The organism is Pseudomonas sp. LBUM1655, from assembly GCF_059716085.1.
Genome location: NZ_CP166801.1, coordinates 2362875 through 2382869 on the forward strand (window position 1 = coordinate 2362875; position 19995 = coordinate 2382869).

Consider the following 19995-nt stretch of genomic DNA (forward strand, 5'->3'; position numbering starts at 1 on the left):
CATGTGAGCGTTCATTGCACGATGACCACTTCTTCGGTATCGCTGCCGCCGTTGGACGACGTCACCCGAACCTTGGCCGGTGGTATCGGCGAGATCCCGGTGGCCAGGGTTTTCACCGCGCCGTCGCCGCTCAGGGCGCCAATGGCGGCACCACTGAAGGAGCTGGCGGTGAGCACCGGCGGCGAGGTCTCGTCACTGGTCGAGGCGACCAACGTCAACTGCCCGGAGCTGAGGCTGTACTCGGCGCGCTGGATCACCACCAGGTCGGTCAGGGTCATGGGCAGGGTGGTTGGCGTGCTGCTGGCGATGGCCAAGTGGTTGTCGGCGGTCACTTGCAGGGTGGTCGGCAATGTCGGGTTGACTGCCGATTGCGCGTACCAGGCACCGGTTGAGTTGGCTTCGGTCATGTTCAGCACCGGGGTGCTGCTGGTGACGGCCACGGTGCCCGGTGCGGGCGGCGCTTTCACAAACACGTCCTGCTGGGCCACGGGTGCGCTGTCGCCGGCTTTGCGCGAGTAGGTGCTGCGCTCGGTGATCATTGGCGTTGGCCGCACTACGGTCGACAATTTGCCGGAGACGGCGAAAGTGGTCGAACGCAGATCCAGACCGTTAGGGCCTTCGATCCGCACGTAGTTGGTGTTGAACGGGCTACCGGTGACCGCTTCGTTGAGGTTCGGGTCACCGACAAACTGCTCGGCGGCGCCCGTCACCGGGTTGGTCTCGGTGTAGGGGCCATTGACGCTGCGCAGGAACGGGCCAATGTCACCTTTGAGCGCGCCGTCGTAGGTTTGCGGTACACCGATGCCGATGTCGCGGGTCATGTTGATCGCGCGCCGGCCGGGGGTGTCGATGTTGAACACGTCGACGCCGTACGGGTGGGTGATCACGTAGGTGCCGGCGGTCGGTACATCGACGCGGATACGGATCCGCGCAAAGCTGACCTGATCACCTTCCACCGGTTCTTCGGCAGCGAACGCGGCTTCGATGGCACTGACGAAACCGAGGTCGATCCCGCGTGCGGCATCAATGATGGTGGTTTCGCCGGTGAACCAGAACGCTTCATCGGGGAAGTTGGTCGGGAAGACAATCGGCTGTGCGTCATCGAACACGCCGGGAGTTGGCAGCAGTGTGCACATGTACGAAGGCGCGCCGGGAGCGCTGGGCACTCGCGAGCTGAGCGCTTTGGACAGGCACAGATCCAGGGTACGGCCGTGGGTGTCCTGATACCAACTGGCGAAACCGCCGTTGGCCGGCGTGTACGGACCCGGATCAACGGCGAATAAAGCGGCCTGGGCAATGCCCTGAGCCAAGGCGCTCACGACCAGGACGGTCGCGGTTTTGGACAGTAAAGGGTGCATGAGTTAATCCCTCTATCAAAGTACCTGCCCCTTGGGGGTGGGTCAGTTGCAGAGGGCCTGTACACCTTCCATGCCAAGGTATGGCGAAAGTGCTCGAGAGGCTTGGATTAGAGGGCTTGCGGAGCTTGGAGGTAAGTTGGAGGTTCGGCCTGGATAGGGCGCCAGTCCCCAGGATTGGGGGCGGTGGGGATGCAAAAACTGTGGGAGCGAGCCTGCTCGCGAAAGCGGACTTGTTGCGAAGAAAATGTCGACTGACGCACCGCCTTCGCGAGCAGGCTCGCTCCCACAGGGTTCTGCGGTGTTTGGCGACTAGCGCAATCGGGTAGATGGCCCCGCATCCGGGCAAAGCCCCAACCGTGGGCTATAACCCTATAGGGAAGTATCGGGACGTCGTCGCCATGAACATGCAGTCGAAATCGCTTCCAGTCGAGGACCGCAATCTACGGTTGAGCTCGCGCACGCTGCCGTTCAACCTGTTGCGCTGGTTCTCGCTGATCAGCATGGCCGTGATCGGCACTGTGGCCGTGGCGCTCGGTATGGTGTCGACACGGTTTGTGATCGACGAAAGCGTGCAGCGCGATGCCTTGCTGACGGCGCAATTCATTCAGGCCATCGCCTCGGCCGAAGTGCGTCATGTCTCGATTCCCAACGTGCGGACCATGGGCGAGTTGCTCGATTCACGCCTGGACAAGGATTTTCCCGACGTCGATCCGGCAGCCCGGGCCAATGCCCGTGGGGAATTTCTAGATCACATCGAACACTTGCCGGATGTCATCCTCGCCAATATCTACGCCCCCGATCGATTGGTGATCTGGTCGACGAACCCGGCGTTGAAAGGCACGCGCATTCATTCCGACGAAGACCTCGATCGCGCCTTCAATGAAAAGATTCCGGTGTCGGCCAGTTATCACAACGTCGACAAGGAGCGTGAGGAGCAGAAATTCGTCACCCCACCGGACTACATGTTTATTGAAAACTACATTCCGCTGTTCGACGCCGACGGCAAAAACGTTACGGCGATGGTCGAGATCTACAAGGAGCCCAAAGACCTGATTGCCCGTATCGAACGCGGGTTGACGCTGATCTGGCTGGCCACTGCGCTGGGCGGCGGGCTGATTTATCTGGGGCTGTACTGGATCGTGCGGCGCGCGGCCATTCTGCTTGCGGCGCAGCAGAGACAATTGATTGCCAATGAAACCTTTGTCGCACTGGGCGAGATGTCCTCAGCCGTGGCGCACAGCCTGCGCAATCCGCTGGCGACCATCCGCTCCAGTGCCGAACTGGCGCTGGAGTTCGACGCCGGCCCCGCGCAGAAGAACATCAACGACATCATCGGTCAGGTCGACCGCATGTCGAAGTGGGTGCGCGAGTTGCTGCAGTCGCTGCGCCCGCTCAACGATGACCCGGAACCGGTGAATCTGGTGGCGGCGCTGTACGAAAGCCTCGTCGCGTTCGAGCAACAGATTGCCAGGGCCGGCGTGCAAGTGGTGTTTCAGCCGCAAAGTACACCGATGGTGTTGAGCCAACCGGTGCAACTGACGCAGATCCTCAACAGCCTGTTGGCCAACGCACTGGAGGCCATGGACAAGGGCGGCACATTGACCGTCAGCCTCGAACCCAGCGGCGACCGCGCTGTGTGCGTGGTGCTCAGCGACACCGGCAAAGGCATGAGCGAAGAGCAGCGCAGCATGGCCTTCCGGCCGTTTTTCACGACCAAGTCCGGTGGCCTGGGCGTCGGCCTGGTGCTGGTCAAGCGCATCATGGAACGCTTCGGCGGAGGTGTCACTCTGGATAGCCGTGAAGGCGAGGGGACCACGGTTCGCCTGGCTTTTCGGCGGGTTCCATAACCTCGAAGAGTTTTCTGAACTTTCCCCATCAGTGGGTGTGAGGCCCCAGTCGCCGGGGAGTGGGGCAACCAACAGCAACCCCAAGTCGCTGTTACAACTGGAAATAATATTTTGGCGCGGTAGTTGCAAAAAACCATCACCCCTTCCTTGATGAGGTGGCTGGTGATGGACAGAACAACGCGTGAACCCGGCAATACCTTCCGACTGACGCCTCTGAGCGTCTTTCTGATGTTGACCCTCGGCACCCTGACCGGTGTGCGAGCCAGCCCCATCGATGACGAGAATCAGCCGGAACCCTCCGACCCCTCTTCGTATTACGACGAACCGGTGGATCGCGCCGGCGCGCTGAATGCGATCCTGACCATGCCCGAGGCCAACGAAGACTCCTTCGATTTGCCCGATGGGGTCAAAGGTTCGCGCATTACCCCACGCACGGAAAACATCCTGCCGCCGACGGTGCAGACCAGTTTCAACTACCCCACAAACGGCAAACCGAGCCCGTTGTACGGCGCGCAACCGTTCACTCAGCAACTGCTGTTGTTCGAAGAGTTTGGCCCGGAAAAACTCGACCCGACCACCCCGGCCGCGCCGTTGCCGTTCCCGCCGGCCGCCATCGGCCCGGCACCGGCCCAGGACCCGAACAACATCGCACGCAGTGCGCCACCCGGCACCGCGCTGGATGCGTTCCTGCGCCAACCCGGATTGACGCCATTCCCCAGCCAGTTCTCCAACGTGGTCGACCGCAACCCGTGGCAGGCACAGATCGAAGTGTTCCTCAACCGTCACATCGGCTCGTCCGCCGAAGGGCGGCCACCGGGAAAAGGCTGGTCGCATCAGCGCTGGAACGAGTTTTACCCGCAAGCGGTCTACAAAACCGTGCAGACCGGTGCACGGGTCAACGGTGGCCTGCGTGATGCCCGGCAAATGCACGGCTACGCGGTCGGTGAATTCGGCCCGGGCGGTTTGTACCACAACGTTGCCGGGGTTCCAGTGACCGATGGCACCGCCAGGGGCGTCGACCCCCGTTTCCACCCGGCCATGCCGGCGCAGAACCACAATTCGGTGTGGACCTTCGATGGCACGTTGCCGCCGAAACTGTTGATGGTGCGTTACGGCCAACCGGTGCTGATGCGTCACTACAACGGCTTGCCGATTGATCCATCAGCCAACCGCGGTTTTGGCCTGCACACCATCAGCACCCACGAGCATAACGGCCACGCGCCGGCAGAAAGTGACGGCTATGCCAACGCGTTCTTCTTTCCGGGGCAGTTCTACGACTATCGCTGGCCGATTCAGCTCGCCGGTTACGACAGCATCAACACCAAGGCTGAAGACCCGCGTGCGGCGTTTCCTTGTGCGGCGGGCGAGACCCTGTGGGTCAATGACCTGGCCCCGAGCAAGAAGACCTGCGACCACGGCACCATCAAGATCCGAGGCGACTGGCGCGAAACCATGAGCACCCACTGGTTCCACGACCACATGCTCGATTTCACCGCGCAGAATGTCTACAAGGGCAACGCGGCGATGATGAACTACTACAGCGCCCTGGATCGCGGCAACGAGTCGGTGGACGACGGCGTCAACCTGCGCTTGCCCAGCGGCAGCGCCTTGCCGTGGGGCAACCGCGACTACGACGTCAACCTTGTGTTCGCCGACAAGGCCTGGGATCAGGAAGGCCAGTTGTGGTTCAACCCGTTCAACACCGACGGCTTTATCGGCGATCAAGTGCTGGTCAACTGGCAGTGGAAACCAACCCTCGATGTACGGGCGCGCAGCTATCGCTTGCGCATCCTCAATGGCTCTGTGTCGCGCTACTTCAAACTGGCGCTGGTGCGCGAAGTGAAGGGCAGCGGCGGCGAGTTCCAGGGCCCGAAAAACTCCGGTGTGTCCTACAGTCGTGTGCCGTTCCACATGATTGCCAACGACGGCAACATCATGGAACACAGCGTGCCGTTCGACGGCAGCATGGATCTGGACGCCGACGGTGACAAACAGAACCACAACGCGATCCTGCCGACCCAAGGCATCGCCGAGCGCTTCGACATCATCGTCAACTTCGCGAAAAACGGCATCAAACCGGGGGACAAGCTGTTCTTCCTCAACCTGCAAGCCCATGACGATGGCAAAGGCCCGAAAGAGGTGATCCCGCTGGCGGATGTGCTCTCGGAGAAATACCTGCCGGTACCCAAGCAGACCAGCAAGGGCCCGCAATGGGACAAGGGTGATCCAGCGGTGGGCAAGCTGTTGCAACTCAACGTCAAGGCTTATGCCGGTCAGGATCTGGCGATGAACCCCGCGGCCTACGAACCGGCGAAACCGGGCAAGGCTGAAGGGTTGGTGATGATCCCGCTGAAGATCCACCGTGACAATGCTGCCGACAAGGCGCTATTGGCCAAGGCCCGGCACCGCACCTTCACCTTCGGCCGTTCCGACGGCACCGATGAAGCGCCGTGGACGGTCAAGACCGATGGCGGTTTCGGCTTCCACATGGACCCACGTCGCCTGAATGCCTCAACCCAGTTGTCCAGCGGCCCGACCGATGCCGGTGTCAGCGGTTTCGGCACCCTTGAGGTGTGGAATATCAAGGCCGGCGGCAAGGGCTGGAGTCACCCGGTGCATGTGCACTTCGAGGAGGGCATCATCCTCAGTCGCGGCGGCAAGGCACCACCGGAATGGGAAAAATGGGCGCGCAAGGACGTCTACCGTATCGGGTCGGAAATCGATGGTCTGGACAGCGTCGAGATGGCGATCAACTTCCGCGAGTTTGCCGGGACCTACATGGAGCACTGTCACAACACCCAGCATGAAGACAACTCGATGCTGCTGCGTTGGGACATTGAAAAACCCGGGCAATTTCAGTTGATGCCGACCCCGCTGCCGAGCTGGGACGGGGTGCGCTACGTCAACTCCGCCGCGCTGCCGACCTTCCGTAACGGCGACGGTTTTGGCCCGCAAGTGCTGGTCAATCCATGAACCGCCGGCCTGTCGACCGCCCCGTGCATAACCCGCGCTCTCGGGCGCTGGGCATGCACCTGGTGCTGATGGTGGTGGCCTGTGTGCTCGGCAGTCGCGTGCTGCTGGCGCACCAGCCCGGTGTCGGCGAGCAGTCTGTTGCTGAATCCGCCACCCCGTGGGGCGGCGATTATTTCCCCAACACGTTGCTGACTGATCAGGATGGTCGGCAGGTGCGTTTTTTTGATGACCTGATCAAAGGCAAAGTGGTGGTGATCAACTTCATCTTCACTTCGTGCAGCGACTCCTGCCCGCTGGAAACCGCACGCCTGCGCCAGGTACAGAAACTGTTGGGCGACCGGGTTGGCCAGGACGTGTTTTTCTACTCGATCAGCATCGACCCGCTCAGCGACACACCCGAAGTGCTCAAGGCCTACGCGCAACGCTTCAAAATCGGCCCCGGCTGGAAGTTTTTGACTGGCGAGTTTGAAGACGTCACCGACCTGCGCAAGAAGCTCGGGCTGTTCATCGACGGCGTCGACAACGGCCGCAGCAAGGATCACAACCTCAGCCTGATCGTCGGCAACCAGACCACCGGGCGCTGGATGAAAGCCTCGCCGTTCGAAAATCCGTGGATTCTCGCCGATCAATTGGCCAATACCTTGCAGAACTGGAAACAGCCCAGCATCGAGGAAAGCTACGCCGACGCGCCTGAGATCCGCCCGCCGAGCAACGGCGAAGAATTGTTCCGCACGCGTTGCGCGTCGTGCCACAGCCTAGGCCCGCAGGACGGCCAGGGCATCGGCATGCGCAGTATCGGCCCGGACTTGATTGGCGTGACTCGCAATCGCGATGCGCAATGGCTCAACCGCTGGATTCGCGAGCCGGATCGCCTGCTCGCGGAAAAAGACCCGATCGCGCTGCAACTGTTTGAACAATTCGAGCGAATCCCGATGCCCAACCTGCGCCTGGACGAGCAGTCCGCGCAGGCGATCATCGACTTCCTCAGTGATGAAACCGAGCGTCAGCAGCCGTCCGTCCAACCCTTGGCCGGCGGCGCATTGACGCCAGTAAAACCGGGCGATCCAGCCGCGACGGCAAGTCGTATGCAGTAGCGGCGAAATAGCATCATTGAAACCTGTGTCGCGGTCATAGCCACCTACACTGATTCATGAAGGCGGCTGTAACGGTCCGATACAAGCACTCCAGGGCACTCCCATGCAGAGTCTGGAATCTCCAAAAATACCTGCGCCGGTCGCATCGGCAGCAGCAAGCAAGGGCTGGCGCGAGCGATTCAATCTCCTGCGCTGGTTCTCGATCGCCAGTTTTCTGATCATTGCCGCCGTCGCGTTGGGGCTGGGCTATATCTCCACGCGTTTCGTCGTCACCGAAAGCGTCGAGCGTGATGCGCTGCTGACGGCGCAATTCATTCAGGCCATCGGCGATGCGGAAATCCGCCACGCCGGGATTACCCCCAAACGCACCATGGGCGAAATGCTCGACCCACGTGAGGACAATGCCTTTGCCGACGTCAATCCGGGCTCACGTGCGGCGGCGCGCATCGAGTTTCTCGATCATGTCGAGCACTTGCCGGATATTTTGCTCGCCACCGTGTATGCCGAGGATCGCACGGTGATCTGGTCGACCAATCCTGAGCTGATTGGCGTGCGCATCGAAGACGATGATGAACTGGACGAATCGTTCGAAATGAAAGTGCCGGTGTCCTCCAGCTATCACAAGGTCGATGACGAAAAGCCAGAGCAGCAATTGTTGCGTGAGCCCAAATACCTGTTCATCGAGAACTACATCCCGATGTTCAACGCCGACAAAAGTGAAGTAGTCGCGATGGTCGAGGTCTACAAGGAGCCGTCGGACCTGGTGGCGCGCATTGACCGTGGCTTCGCCTCGATCTGGGCGGCGACGTTCTTCGGTGGCGCTGCCATCTTTCTCGCGCTGTTCTGGATCGTCCGCCGGGCGGCGCAGTTGCTGCAGAGCCAGCAGCAACAGTTGATCAGCAATGAAACCTTTGTCGCGCTGGGCGAGATGTCCTCGGCCGTGGCCCACAGCCTGCGCAATCCGCTGGCGACCATCCGCTCCAGCGCCGAACTGGCGCAGGAAGTCGCCAGCGAGGGCGCGCAGCGCAATATCGGCGACATCATCAGCCAGGTCGATCGCATGTCGCGCTGGGTGCGTGAGTTGCTGGTGTCGCTGCGGCCGATGGGCGAGGAAGGCGAGGCGGTGGATCTGGTTCTGGCGGTCGAAGATACTCTTGGCGCATTCGACGCGCTGATCAAACGCAATGGAGTCGAGGTGCGCTTCAGTCCGCAACCTTGCCCGCCAGTCGTCAGTCAGCGGGTGCTGCTCACGCAAATACTCAATAGCCTGTTTGCCAACGCTCTGGAAGCCATGCCCAAGGGCGGTGTGCTCAGCGTCGAATTCGAAACACAGCAGGCCGACAGCGTGCGCATGACCCTCAGCGACACCGGCAAGGGCATGAGTGCGCAACAGCAACTGTTGGTGTTCAAACCGTTTTTCACCACCAAGCAGGGCGGCCTCGGGGTTGGTCTGGCGTTGGTCAAAAGAATCATGGAGCGTTTTCAGGGCTCGGTCGTCTTGACCAGCAAAGAGCAGGAAGGAACCCGCGTCAGTCTCAACTTCAAAGTGGCATCGGGAGGGGAATATGGAGCACAGCATTCTGCTGGTCGAGGATGATGAACTGTTGGCCGAAAATATTCAGACCTACCTGGAGCGCAAAGACTTCGAGGTGACGGTTTGCCATTCGGCCGAAGACGCGCTGGAGCAATTGGGCAGCTTCATGCCGGACATCGTGCTGACCGACAACTCGCTGCCGGGCATGAGTGGGCACGACCTGATCCAGAAGCTGCGTATCAGCGCGCCGGATCTGAAAGTGATCATGATGACCGGCTATGGCAACGTCGACGATGCCGTGGTGGCCATGAAGGAGGGCGCCTTTCATTACGTCACCAAACCGGTTGCGCTGCCGGAGCTCAAACTGCTGCTCGACAAGGCCTTGGCCACCGAGCGCATGGAGCGCACGCTGTCGTTCTATCAGGAACGCGAGGCGCAGAAGTCCGGCATTCAGGCGCTGATCGGCGAGTCGGCACCGATGCAGTACCTGAAAAACACTATCGGCCAGTTGCTCGATGCCGAACGGCGCATGGCCAACACCGATTTGCCGCCCGTGCTGGTGGAGGGCGAAACCGGCACCGGCAAGGAACTGGTGGCCCGCGCGCTGCACTTCGACGGCCCACGCAGCAAAGGCCCGTTCATTGAATTCAACTGTGCGTCGATCCCGTCGAATCTGGTCGAGTCGGAACTGTTCGGCCACGAAAAGGGCGCGTTCACCGACGCCAAGGATCGTCGCGTGGGGTTAGTGGAAGCCGCTGACGGCGGGACATTGTTTCTCGACGAAGTCGGGGAAATGGATCTGCTGTTGCAGGCCAAGCTGTTGAAGTTGCTGGAGGACCGGACGATTCGCCGGGTCGGTTCGGTGAAGGAGCGCAAGGTCAATCTGCGGGTGATCAGCGCGACCAACTGCAACCTTGAGCAAATGGTCCAGCAGGGCAAGTTCCGTCGCGATCTGTTTTTCCGCTTGCGGATCATTTCGATCAAGGTGCCGCGCCTGTATGCCCGAGGTGAAGACATCCTGATGCTGGCCCGGCACTTCCTCGCCAGCCACGGCAAACGCTACGGCAAACCGAACCTGCATTTCAGCCAGCAGGCCGAAGAGCTGCTGCTCAGTTACACCTGGCCGGGCAACGTGCGCGAGTTGCGCAACATGCTTGAGCAAACCGTGCTGCTGGCGCCGAGCGATACCATCGCCGCGCATCAGTTGAACGTGTGCATGAGCCTGGTCGACGAGCCGCCGCTGCACCTGCACGAAGTGCCGACGCACTACGAACCACGCCCGGCGAGCAACACCGAATCGATGAACCTGCCGGAAGTCGAGCGCGACATGGTGCGCAAGATGCTCGACAAGACCGACTGGAACGTCACCAAATCCGCGCGTTTGCTGGGCCTGAGCCGCGACATGCTGCGTTATCGCATCGAAAAGCTCGGCCTCGCGCGCCCGGACAAACGCCAGTGGTGAACCCACAGTGGATTAGTGTTGCACTTGGCGGCTCAGGCACTCCAGCACACAACTCGGGTCGAGCACCTCGTCATTCACATAAATCCCGCGCTCGGCATCGTACGTGCGGATAAACACCCGCACTGTCGCATCCGCCACCGTCGGCAGTTGCGAGTCGGAGAACACGCGGCGGTCGGGAATGATCACGAAATCCTGCGGCGCCGTGTCATCAAAGGGCCGCGGAGGCGTGGCGTTCAGCGAATACGGGGCAGGGTGGGCGAAGGGCTGGTTCGGCCCGTAGTAAACGAAATTGCTGTCCAGCGCTTGCGCCGAAGTGGCGGCGAGCAGACAGACGGTCAACAACAGCCGATTGAGCATTTGCATGGCGGCACCTGCGAGTGCGGTTTTCCCCAAGGCTATTAACTATAGCTGGCTCTGCCATCCACGAGCTCAAGATGTCGAGTGATTGATCAAATGCCCCGGTTGTGCACAAAGGTCAATGCCAAGGGCATGGATGACCTTCAATACGGTGTCGAAGCGCGGCTTTGCGCCTGGCGCGAACGCCTTGTACAGACTTTCACGACCCATGCCTGCGTCTTTGGCTATCTGCGTCATTCCGCGGGCTCTGAGCACATAACCTATTGCTCGAAGAAACTCCTCGTTATCGCCATCTGCAAGAACCTGGGACAGGTATTCGCTGATGGCCTCGTCACTGTCCAACAATGTCGCCATGTCGAAATTCGTCAAAGTCTGGCTCATGGTTAAACCTCCCTTGCTATTTTTTTTGCGCGCCGGATGTCTGCGCTTTGTGAGGATTTGTCGCCTCCGGCCAGTAGAACGATGACTGCACCTCATTACTGACTGTATCCAAGTAGATACAGATAAGCAGTCGGCCAAGTCTTCTATCGGTCCAGGATAATTCGTCGACACTTGTGGGCGAAAAGCGCCTGTTTTGTAGGAGCGTCGCTTACAAGTTTTCGACAATTACACCTGACAGCCTGATCTAGACTCCGACCGCTCAATCACGAGCATCGTCCGGAGTGCGCCATGGAAGTGCCGAACAATAAAAACGCCATCGAAAGCAATCGTCAGGCGTGGAACGATTCCGCCCGCCACCATCAGGAATCGCCTGACTGGCAGGCGCTGATTAACGACGTCGAACAGGCGGATTTTTGCTGCCTCGACGACACGCTGCGCGGGTTGCTGGAACAGGTCGGTGTCGACGGCAAAGACGTGGTTCAACTGGCCTGCAACAACGGTCGCGAAAGTCTTTCGCTGTTTGCCCTCGGTGCGCGCAGTGTGGTCGGTGTCGATCAGTCGAGCGCGTTTCTCGATCAGGCCCGTGAGCTGAACAGCCGCTCAGCGCACAACGCCGAATTCATCGAAAGCGATATCCATCAACTGCCGGCATCGTTGCACAACCGCTTCGACGTGGCGCTGATCACCATCGGTGTACTCAACTGGATGCCCGACATCGGCGAATTCTTCCGTCACGTTGCGTCGACGCTGAAACCGGGTGGAAAACTGGTGATCTACGAAACCCACCCGTTTCTGGAAATGGTCGACCCCGACGCCGAGGATCCGTATCGCCTCGCGAGCTCGTACTTCCGCGCCGAGCCGTTCGTGCAGGAAGAACCGATTGTCTATGTCGGCAAGGTCGAGCAGCAGGCGGCGAAGTCCTACTGGTTCGTGCATAACCTCGGCGCGATCTTCAGCGGCGCCATCGGGGCAGGGCTGAACATCGCGCACTTCAAGGAATATGCGCATTCGAATCGGGAGGAATTGTATGACAGGTATCTGAACCGGGAGGCGCAGTTACCGATGTGTTTCACCCTGGTTGCCACCAAAGTCTGAGATTCATCAGCGCGGCTACAGGGCTCTTCGCTGGCAAGCCATTTTGTGTCGTACAAAATACCGAGTACACCCAAAACCCTGTGGGAGCTGGCTTGCCAGCGATGGCGGCATCAATGCCGCCATACATTTGTGGATTGGCTCAAGTCTGCGCCGCCGCGCTCACCACCGGCCGCTCCGGTTTGCGCAATGGCTCCAGCCGCGAGCCTTCGTAGCGTGTTTCACGGAAGAATTTCCAGCGGCCGAACAGGCAGTAGACGTGAGTGATGCGCCCCTGTTCCTGGTAGCCCATGCGGATGTGCAGTTTCAGCGCCGGGATATTGTGGGTTTCGCAAACGTCCACGACCTTGTTGCAGCCCTGGGCCGCCATGGCTTCCCAGAGGGCGACTTGCACGTCCACCGACAGGCTGCTACCGAAATAGGCACGGATCATTTCGCCGCCAAACTCGAAGAACTCGCCGGGTTTTACCGGGAACATGCAGCCGTAATAGTGGCGGTCGTGATAGTCGCGAATACTGCCCCAGATAAACCCTACGGCATGACCGTCCGCATCGAGGTACATGTGCCCGGTGTGCCCCTCGGCGGCGAGCTCCGCCATGGTCTCCACGCGGTCACCAAAGTGTTTGCCGAACGCCCCGGCATTTTCCGGGGTGATGTCGACTTTGCGCAGGCCGTCGTAAGGGCGCAGCTTGTGCGGCGGCACCGGGCTGACCAGGTCGCGCTCCATCCACAGCAGTTCCCAATGGAAGAACACGTAGCGTTTCCACATCGTGCCGAAGGTGCGGCCGAGGCCTTTTTGACGGATGCGTTCTTGTAGTTTTTCGATGACGCTCATGATGTCCTCCGTGGCCGAAGCCAGGGTGCTGTGGATGGTGCTTTTGTGGGTATAGATCAAGCCTTCAATTTCATTTCAAAGTGCCATCCTGGAAAGTATTGCAGGGTATGTAAGTCAATCGAGTGCCGTGGCACCACGCACAAACTCCTTGTTCAGATCTGCGTAGGAAACCCGTGGAACGCCCTTCAGCTGCCGCTCTAGCACGCGGCTCAGGGACTCGTCAGTGGGGAGATAGGCATCGCCGAAATCCGACCCAAGCTGAGTCGGATGGGCGACGATTTCCAGCACACCGTCGGTCGGCGCACTGTCGTTGCGCAGGTCCACCGGCGTGCAGACGTAGTCGGCAGTGGCCCCGGCCAAACCTTGCAAACGCCAATTGAGCAGACCTTTGAACACGCGTTTGGGCAGGCTGAGGTTTTGCCCCAGATTGCGCGCCAGCCGAATCGGTACGCCTTGCTGCGCGGCGAAGCGCGCGACGATCTCGCCAATCGGCCAGATGTTGTGAACGTGCTGATGCGAGTCGATGTGGCTCGGGCGCACACCGTGATCGACACAGCGCTGCCACTGCGCCTGCAACTCCTCACGCACCGCGTCGCGATCCTCACGGCAAAGCCACAAGCGATGGCGCGGCAGGCTGAGGTCGAACACACCATAACCATCGCAGAACGTGCGACGAGCCAGAATCGCCTGGCTCAACGGCCGCCCGTAAGTCAGGTTGAAGTGCAGCCCGACCCGGCCCTCAAGCGACGGATGCCGCGCCATGGCGCAGGCCGCTTCGAACGCCGGCATGGTGGCCATGGCGGTGGCGGAGCTGATGACCCCGGCCTGAAACGCGGCGAAGATCACCGCGTTTTCGTTCGGGCTGAGGCCGAAATCGTCAGCGTTGACTATGACTTGGCGAGGCATGTTGTTCGCCCTCCTTGGTGATCGCGACAGGTTTGACGATGGGTGCAGGTTTGTCTGCGCGGTTGGCTCGCCACTGCTGCAGTGCAGGTTTGAACCGCTGCCATACGCGCAACGCCAGGCCGAGTGCGAGACCACTGGGCCGCCAGGAATAGAAGCTCCAGCGCCAGTGTTCCAGTTGCCCGGTCATGCGCTCATGCAGTTGATGGCTGGAGTTTTCCAGGCTCACTCGCGAGGCATCGATCCAGCGCCAGTGATCGTCCAGGCCCCAGCGAATCCACTCTTCCAGCAACACCCGACCGCTGCCCAGATCAGCGTATTGCGGCAGGAACGCGAGGTTGTAATCGTAGAGTCGACCCTGTTCGAGCAGCCCGAGCCGGTAGCTGATGCAACGCCCGTTCAACTCCAGCGTCACCACCCGCACCAGGCCTTGTTCGGCGAGCGCGGTGAACGCGCGCTCGATCAATTGGCGGCTGTGTTCGCTGGCGAAAATGCCGACGCCTTCGTCACCTTTCCAGCTCACCGCTTCGACTTCTCTGATCAGCTGCAGCAGTGGCCCCATCGAAATCGCATCCGGAATGATCCGCCGCACCTCGGCACCGCAGGCGGCAATCCGCTTGCGCGCCCGACGCAGTTTGTAGCGTGGATCGCCGGAGACTTCCTGATGATCCGCCTCGCTGATCAGATGCACTGGCACCCGACAGCTCAGCCGTCGCTCACCGGTGGAGCTGTGGGCCATCCACTCGGTGAGGGCACTTTCTTCACCGGCGGGCTCGGACAATTCGTTGAGTTGCAGCAACGCGTGGGGCAGGCGTTGGCGGATCAACAGCAAGGCCTCGCGCATGTCTTCGCTGCCGAGCAAAGAGAGCAATGCCAGCCGATCGGCCAGCGGATAGCCCAAGTGATGCAACACTCGAAGCGGTACGCCGAAAAAGCGCTCGCGACTCGCCACGAGCGGCAAGCACAGACGCAACTCGTCCGCTTCCCAACCCAGCAGAATGTGCAGATGCTCACCCTCGCCAAGTGCCTGCTCAGCCGCACACAACCAGCCAAGGTTGTTGAACGGCGTGTGATCCGTCACCCGCAGGCGCAGCGTTTCATAGGCTGCTGCCGGGAAGTCGGCGGCGCACAGTGAAGTGCGCCATTCGAATCGCGTCACCATAGGCTCAGGCCGCCGTTGCTGTTACAGGTGGTCGGGAAGGTTTGCGCAGGGCATCCAGGCGCGAACCGCTGTAGCGGGTTTCGCGGTAGAAGCGCCAGCGACCGAACAGGGTGTAAACATTCATGATCCGGTGTTGTTCGGTATAGCCCATGCGCAGGTGTAGCTTGAGTGCCGGTACGTTATGGAACTCGCAGACATCGACAACTGTGTCGCAGCCCTGGGCGGCCATGGCTTTCCACAACTCCAGTTGCAGGTCCACAGACAGCTCGGTGCCCCAATAGGCACGGGTCAGTTCACCGCCGAACTCAAAAAACTCGCCAGGTTTTACCGGGAACAGGCAACCGTAGTAATGCCGGTCGAAATAGTTCTGTGCGCTGCCCCAGATGAACGCCACGGCGTCACCCTGATCGTCCAGGTGCATGTGCCCGGTGTGACCTTCTTTGGCCAGTTCGGCCATGGTCCCGACACGGTCGCCGAAATAGCGGGCGAAGGCGTTGGCGTTGTCCGTCGTGATCTTCACCACCCTCAGCGGCGGATAAGGTTTAAGGCTGTGCGGTGGCACCGGGCTGGCCAGATCGCGCTCCATCCACAGCAATTCCTGATGGAAAAACACGTAGTGCTTCCAAATTTTTTTCACCGTGGCAGAGAGTCCTTTCTGCCGGATGTTTTCAGTCAGTTTTCGCAGCATATTCATGGTGTTCACTCCTGATGACGATGCGTCGCGCGGCCGAACGCCGGCGCGGCAGAACATCAAAAGGACGGTCATGAAGCGCTCCAACTCAGAGCGAATAGCGTTTGTCCTGGCAGCTCGAAGCGCACACGGCCGTCCTGGCAGTGAAAAGGCGCATCGCGGCTGCGGTTGTCGGCGCCGAAGTAACGCAACGCGCCGTTGTTCAGCGGGCACTTGGCACCGCTCAGATCGACACGCTGTAAACGCGTGCCTTTGTTTACGCCGAGCAGCTCACGCTGCTCGTCGCCGGCCATCGCCAGCACATCGACTTCAAACGCATCGTTTTCCAGCCACAACACTTGATGCAGCCAGTGTTGCGCAATGAACTGCTGGGCCAGCCCCACCGGTTTCAGTTCGAAGCGATTTTCGTCGGCCGACACCCGCAACATGCCCTTGGGGTACTGCGGCTCATCGGCGGCCTGAAACCAGTTGAGCATGCTCAGCAAGCCGTCCTGCGAGGCGTTGATCACCACCGAGGCCCACCATAGCGACGCGTAGTGGGTTTCCTGATCGTAGGGGCTGAGGCTGGAGCCGCTGGACATATTGGTCTGATCGAGCAGCAGCGTTTTGCGCGGTTGGCCCTGGCCATCGAGGCCGACCAGTTCAGCAGCACGACGCACGCTGTCGCGGTAGACGCGGGTGGCGAGCAGATCGCGGATCATCCATTCGTGCCACGCCAGCGCATCGACTTGATCACCGGACTCCGCGAGCAAGCGCCGCGCCCAATCGATGCCGCGCTTGTCGGCCGCATTGTTGGCGAACGGGCCATTGACCAGCCGCGAACTGGCCGGCATGGCGATGCGCACGCCTGCCTTGGCGTTGGCTGGGTCGCTGCGCACCTGCCGCGCCATGCTGCTGAAGATCGCCCGGTATTGTTCGTAGCTTGAATAGTTGAGATTAGGCTCGTCGGCGAAACCGATGTAATGCGTGCCTTTGCCACCCAGGGCGCGGGTGCCGGCGAGCCAGGCGTCGAGGCCGCTGTTGCTTTGCACATCGGCGCGCAGATCAGCCTGACGCTGACTGCCGGCGAGCAGGGTGATGTCGTGCTTGATGCCGAAACGATCCTGATAAAACTGGCGGAACGCGTCTTCGAAATGCGGTTCCTTCGCCGTGACATCGACAAAGCTGTAGTAACTCGCTGCCTTCGGTTTCAGCGCATCGAGCGCCGCATGGCTGGCTGGCGGCGGCATCACATAGGGCAGGGCGATGCCCAGATCCGGCGTGCGCCCGAGGACTTTGTCGTGCAGGGTCAAACGCGTCTGCCCGACGTCTTCGCGTACGGCTTTGAGTTGCTGCGGATTCTGCGCAAACAGATTGGCCGTGCCGTCGAGCCAGAACGCCGCTTTACCGCTGCCTTGCACGCGCATGCGCCAGACTTGTTCACGGTCGCTGACCGGCAGCGCGACCTGATCGAATTGCCAATAGGCCCGATAGGGTTTCAGCGCCAGCGTCAACGATTGCCCATCACCTGCACGCTGCGCCTGCAACGCGGTGACGCCACCGTGAAATTTGCCGGCGAGCACCGCGCGCTCGCCCGGCGCAACTCTGAAAAACAGCTCGTCGCCGTGACGGGTATCGACGCTGAAATGCACCTTGGCCGGGGCGAACAAGGCGACCGTACGCTCGTCATGTTCGACCCGGTAATTGCGGAAGCTGTAGCCGGGGATTTCCAGCCGATAACTGGCCGCGCCGGGCACCAGTGACCAGCTCTGGCTGCCACGAATTTCGTCGGCTTTGATAAACCGCTCGCCCTGCAACTTGCCCTGACCGTCGAGCAAGTACAGATGCTCTTCGTTGGCATCCGCCTGCCATGCCGGCGTCCAGCGCACGGTCACTGTGTCCGGGCGATCGGTTTGCAGATACAGGCTGCCGTCGCGGATCTCGCCCCAGCGCATTGACGCAGCAAACGCATCCAGCGACAGGCCGAGGCCGAACAGTAGGGCCAGGCCTTTCATGCGGCCTTCCGACGTTGCAGCATCAGCCACATCGGGGTGATGTCGCTGGGCAGGATGATCAGGGTTTGCCAGAGCGGCACGCCGCTCAGGCGGCAGTACAACACCAGCATCGCCACGGTGACGGCGAGATAGGCAATCGACGAAGCGGCTGCGGCGCCGACGATCCCGTAGGCAGGAATCAACACCAGGTTCAGTGCCAGATTGAGCAGGGCGCCGAGGCCCATCAGCATGGACACCGTGCCGGGACGATTTTTGCCGATCAAGTCCAGGCGCAGGATGCTCGCGTAGCACAAGCCCAACAGCCCCGGCAGCAAGGCGAGCAGCGCCGGATAGGCCGGTTGGTAAGCAACGCCGAACAGCGTGACGATCAGCCATTCGCCGATCACCGCCATGGTCAGGCAGGCACCGAGCATCACCGTGGCGGTCAGGCGCAACGCCAGCGGGGTGACCTTGTCCATGCCTGCGTCCTGCTGCAACAGGCGCTTCATCAGCGGCGTGGTCACCGCTTCCGGGACGATCAGCAGCAGTTCGGCGGCGGCGCTGGCCATGGCGTAATGGCCCAGCGCGGTGCTGCCGAGCAGGGCGCCGATAAACAGGTAGTCCGAACGCAGAATCACTTGCTGGAACAGCAGATCCGGATGGCTGCGCGCACTGAAGCGCAGCAGTTCTTTCTGGCTGGCACGATCCCATTGCAGTTGCAGCGGCTGCGCGCGTTTGAGCCAGACCCAACCGACCAGTACCACCAGACTTATCCCGGCCAGCCAACTGATCAGCGCCGCTTCCAGGGCGGCGCTTTTCCACATCCAGAACAAGCCGAGAAACAGCAGCAGTGGCGCCAGCGATTCCACCAGACGCAAGACGTTGAACGCGACCACGCCGCCGGAGGCGTTGTGCAAGGTCAGCAAACCGCTTTTGAGCACGGTCATCGGCACCGCCAGCAGCAACAGCCACGCAAGCAGACCCAGTTGCATCGTCACATCCAGTTCACTGCCAAACTCACGCGCCAGCGCCACCACCAGCAAGGTCAGTAAAGCGGCGAGCAAGCAACCGAACACCAACACTTGGCTGAGTAACAAGCCCATCGGCCGCTGCTTGGCGGCTTGATAGCCGACCGCCGAATTCAAGCCGCCGCTGGTGGCGGCACTGATCAAGTCCGGCAGGGTGCTGAGCAGGGCAAACAAACCGCGTTCACTCGGCCCGAGGATTCTCGCCAGCAGCACGTTGCGCAGCAAACGCAGGGCAATCATCGCCAGTTTGGTGCCCATGCTCAGCGCCAGATGCCTGAGGTAGTTGCCTCGACTCATGGCCGCGCCCCGCGAAAGATCCGCCACGACAGCAACTGCGGATTGCGCGCGGTACGTTGACTGACCCCGAAACGCGGCAGGTTCAGCGGATCGCCTTCACCGCGATAAATGCCGGTGCCGGTGCCCAGCGCAAACGGATAATCGTGATCGGCAATCTGCTTGCGCACGCGCTCGTCGTTGTCGCCGTTGGGGTAGCAATACACCGGCAGCGGCCGGTTGCAGCCGTTTTGCAGGGCATGGCGGCTACGGCTGATTTCTTCGTCCAAACGCACGTCATCAAGACCGGTGAGGATCGCGTGACTGGCGCCGTGCGGGCCGAACCGCACCAGACCGGACGCCTCCAGTGCGCGCACCTGATGCCAGTCCAGGGCTTGCGGTTGTGATTCCGGTGGGCACTCATCGGTCAGACGTTCAAGCTCTCGTGGCGCCAGCGTCTTCAGCCCTTGCAGGTAATGCAGCATCGACAGGCTGCGTCGATCGACATCAATGTCATCCACCAGCACGGGCACCGGATGACCGCTGGCGTGCAGGCATTCGATCAAGTGCATACGCGCCTTGTCGCCATGGCTGCCCCACAGGGTTTCGCCCAGGCTTTCCCACCAGAAGCGCTGCCGACTGCCGATGAAGTCGGTGGAGAGAAAAATGCTCGCTGGCACCTGATGTTTTTGCAGCAACGGGAAGGCGTTGACCGCGTTGTCGCGCCAGCCGTCATCGAAGGTCAGCGCCACCCGTGGGCGCTCGCTGCGCAGGGAGTTGGGCTGGAGGATTTCCATCAGCGGCACGCAGTCGAAGTGTCGGCGCAACCACACCAGCAAATGCTCGAAGGCTTTGGGCCCGACGCACAATTCGTTGCGGTGCGGCAGGTCGGCTGCGCGGTCGTTGGCCAGCACCCGGTGCAACATCAGGATCACGCCGGCGCCTTGCAATTGATTACGCCCCACGTGCGAGTTCAGATAGAGCCAGCCACTGGTGCGTTTTAGCAGTTGTTTGATCGCCATGGCTTCGGTC

General features: G+C 60.9%; 16 protein-coding genes. 6 read left to right on the forward strand and 10 right to left on the reverse strand.

The annotated features are described in order from the left end of the window. Positions 1–11 precede the first annotated feature (11 nt). Positions 12–1358, reverse strand: a complete 1347-nt coding sequence (locus tag ACA074_RS10620; RefSeq protein ID WP_497678959.1) for a hypothetical protein — start codon at positions 1356–1358, stop codon at positions 12–14. A gap of 398 nt (positions 1359–1756) precedes the next feature. Here ACA074_RS10620 and ACA074_RS10625 point away from each other — a divergent pair, with 398 nt between their 5' ends. The 5 genes from ACA074_RS10625 to ACA074_RS10645 all read left to right on the forward strand — a co-directional run bounded on the left by ACA074_RS10625 (position 1757) and on the right by ACA074_RS10645 (position 10268). After that, positions 1757–3205 carry a sensor histidine kinase gene (locus tag ACA074_RS10625; protein WP_497678960.1) on the forward strand — a complete coding sequence of 483 codons (1449 nt, stop codon included), beginning with the start codon at positions 1757–1759 and terminating at the stop codon, positions 3203–3205. A 165-nt stretch (positions 3206–3370) separates the two neighbouring features. Next, a complete protein-coding gene (locus tag ACA074_RS10630) occupies positions 3371–6178 on the forward strand; it encodes a multicopper oxidase domain-containing protein (RefSeq protein ID WP_497678961.1) in 2808 nt (935 codons plus the stop codon). Further along, the gene (locus ACA074_RS10635) at positions 6175–7272 is read left to right on the forward strand and encodes an SCO family protein (protein WP_497678962.1); all 1098 of its coding nucleotides are present in this window, start codon (positions 6175–6177) and stop codon (positions 7270–7272) included. Before ACA074_RS10630 ends, ACA074_RS10635 begins: the two co-directional genes overlap by 4 nt. Before the next feature lie 103 nt (positions 7273–7375). Next, positions 7376–8869: a sensor histidine kinase gene (locus ACA074_RS10640; protein WP_497678963.1), complete on the forward strand. Its 1494-nt coding sequence runs from the start codon at positions 7376–7378 to the stop codon at positions 8867–8869. Beyond that, positions 8838–10268, forward strand: a complete 1431-nt coding sequence (locus ACA074_RS10645) for a sigma-54-dependent transcriptional regulator (RefSeq protein ID WP_401265752.1) — start codon at positions 8838–8840, stop codon at positions 10266–10268. Before ACA074_RS10640 ends, ACA074_RS10645 begins: the two co-directional genes overlap by 32 nt. Positions 10269–10280: 12 nt before the next feature. On the opposite strand, the gene ACA074_RS10650 is transcribed toward ACA074_RS10645, so the two are convergent. Further along, entirely contained in the window at positions 10281–10631 is a 351-nt protein-coding gene (locus tag ACA074_RS10650; protein ID WP_489880812.1) for a hypothetical protein, read from the reverse strand. A gap of 66 nt (positions 10632–10697) precedes the next feature. Next, on the reverse strand, positions 10698–11006 hold the full coding sequence (locus tag ACA074_RS10655; protein WP_187677027.1) for an addiction module antidote protein: 309 nt from the start codon (positions 11004–11006) through the stop codon (positions 10698–10700). Positions 11007–11294: 288 nt separating this feature from the next. On the opposite strand from ACA074_RS10655, the gene ACA074_RS10660 reads away from it, so the two are divergent. After that, the gene (locus ACA074_RS10660) at positions 11295–12101 is read left to right on the forward strand and encodes a class I SAM-dependent methyltransferase (RefSeq protein ID WP_497678964.1); all 807 of its coding nucleotides are present in this window, start codon (positions 11295–11297) and stop codon (positions 12099–12101) included. A gap of 139 nt (positions 12102–12240) precedes the next feature. On the opposite strand, the gene ACA074_RS10665 is transcribed toward ACA074_RS10660, so the two are convergent. The 7 genes from ACA074_RS10665 to ACA074_RS10695 form a co-directional block, all read right to left on the reverse strand. Continuing rightward, positions 12241–12933 (reverse strand): GNAT family N-acetyltransferase, encoded by a 693-nt coding sequence (locus ACA074_RS10665; protein ID WP_489880810.1) that lies wholly within the window; start codon positions 12931–12933, stop codon positions 12241–12243. 114 nt (positions 12934–13047) lie between these two features. Beyond that, positions 13048–13839: a ChbG/HpnK family deacetylase gene (locus ACA074_RS10670; RefSeq protein ID WP_187677030.1), complete on the reverse strand. Its 792-nt coding sequence runs from the start codon at positions 13837–13839 to the stop codon at positions 13048–13050. Then, the gene (locus ACA074_RS10675) at positions 13811–14998 is read right to left on the reverse strand and encodes a GNAT family N-acetyltransferase (protein WP_497678965.1); all 1188 of its coding nucleotides are present in this window, start codon (positions 14996–14998) and stop codon (positions 13811–13813) included. The genes ACA074_RS10670 and ACA074_RS10675 overlap by 29 nt, the downstream gene beginning before the upstream one ends. Before the next feature lie 4 nt (positions 14999–15002). Continuing rightward, the gene (locus tag ACA074_RS10680; protein WP_497617553.1) at positions 15003–15692 is read right to left on the reverse strand and encodes an N-acetyltransferase; all 690 of its coding nucleotides are present in this window, start codon (positions 15690–15692) and stop codon (positions 15003–15005) included. A gap of 68 nt (positions 15693–15760) precedes the next feature. Continuing rightward, positions 15761–17683 (reverse strand): hypothetical protein, encoded by a 1923-nt coding sequence (locus tag ACA074_RS10685; RefSeq protein ID WP_497678966.1) that lies wholly within the window; start codon positions 17681–17683, stop codon positions 15761–15763. Then, a complete protein-coding gene (locus ACA074_RS10690) occupies positions 17680–18987 on the reverse strand; it encodes an oligosaccharide flippase family protein (protein WP_497659217.1) in 1308 nt (435 codons plus the stop codon). Before ACA074_RS10690 ends, ACA074_RS10685 begins: the two co-directional genes overlap by 4 nt. Beyond that, complete coding sequence (locus ACA074_RS10695; RefSeq protein ID WP_401265736.1) at positions 18984–19985, reverse strand: polysaccharide deacetylase family protein; 1002 nt, start codon at positions 19983–19985, stop codon at positions 18984–18986. The genes ACA074_RS10690 and ACA074_RS10695 overlap by 4 nt, the downstream gene beginning before the upstream one ends. Positions 19986–19995 lie beyond the last annotated feature (10 nt).

Excerpts from the sequence above, each read along its gene's own strand:
- ACA074_RS10620 (WP_497678959.1), bottom strand. The coding sequence starts at position 1,358 with ATGCACCCTTTACTGTCCAAAACCGCGACCGTCCTGGTCGTGAGCGCC.
- ACA074_RS10625 (WP_497678960.1), top strand. The coding sequence starts at position 1,757 with ATGAACATGCAGTCGAAATCGCTTCCAGTCGAGGACCGCAATCTACGG.
- ACA074_RS10630 (WP_497678961.1), top strand. The coding sequence starts at position 3,371 with ATGGACAGAACAACGCGTGAACCCGGCAATACCTTCCGACTGACGCCT.
- ACA074_RS10635 (WP_497678962.1), top strand. The coding sequence starts at position 6,175 with ATGAACCGCCGGCCTGTCGACCGCCCCGTGCATAACCCGCGCTCTCGG.
- ACA074_RS10640 (WP_497678963.1), top strand. The coding sequence starts at position 7,376 with ATGCAGAGTCTGGAATCTCCAAAAATACCTGCGCCGGTCGCATCGGCA.
- ACA074_RS10645 (WP_401265752.1), top strand. The coding sequence starts at position 8,838 with ATGGAGCACAGCATTCTGCTGGTCGAGGATGATGAACTGTTGGCCGAA.
- ACA074_RS10650 (WP_489880812.1), bottom strand. The coding sequence starts at position 10,631 with ATGCAAATGCTCAATCGGCTGTTGTTGACCGTCTGTCTGCTCGCCGCC.
- ACA074_RS10655 (WP_187677027.1), bottom strand. The coding sequence starts at position 11,006 with ATGAGCCAGACTTTGACGAATTTCGACATGGCGACATTGTTGGACAGT.
- ACA074_RS10660 (WP_497678964.1), top strand. The coding sequence starts at position 11,295 with ATGGAAGTGCCGAACAATAAAAACGCCATCGAAAGCAATCGTCAGGCG.
- ACA074_RS10665 (WP_489880810.1), bottom strand. The coding sequence starts at position 12,933 with ATGAGCGTCATCGAAAAACTACAAGAACGCATCCGTCAAAAAGGCCTC.
- ACA074_RS10670 (WP_187677030.1), bottom strand. The coding sequence starts at position 13,839 with ATGCCTCGCCAAGTCATAGTCAACGCTGACGATTTCGGCCTCAGCCCG.
- ACA074_RS10675 (WP_497678965.1), bottom strand. The coding sequence starts at position 14,998 with ATGGTGACGCGATTCGAATGGCGCACTTCACTGTGCGCCGCCGACTTC.
- ACA074_RS10680 (WP_497617553.1), bottom strand. The coding sequence starts at position 15,692 with ATGAATATGCTGCGAAAACTGACTGAAAACATCCGGCAGAAAGGACTC.
- ACA074_RS10685 (WP_497678966.1), bottom strand. The coding sequence starts at position 17,683 with ATGAAAGGCCTGGCCCTACTGTTCGGCCTCGGCCTGTCGCTGGATGCG.
- ACA074_RS10690 (WP_497659217.1), bottom strand. The coding sequence starts at position 18,987 with ATGAGTCGAGGCAACTACCTCAGGCATCTGGCGCTGAGCATGGGCACC.
- ACA074_RS10695 (WP_401265736.1), bottom strand. The coding sequence starts at position 19,985 with ATGGCGATCAAACAACTGCTAAAACGCACCAGTGGCTGGCTCTATCTG.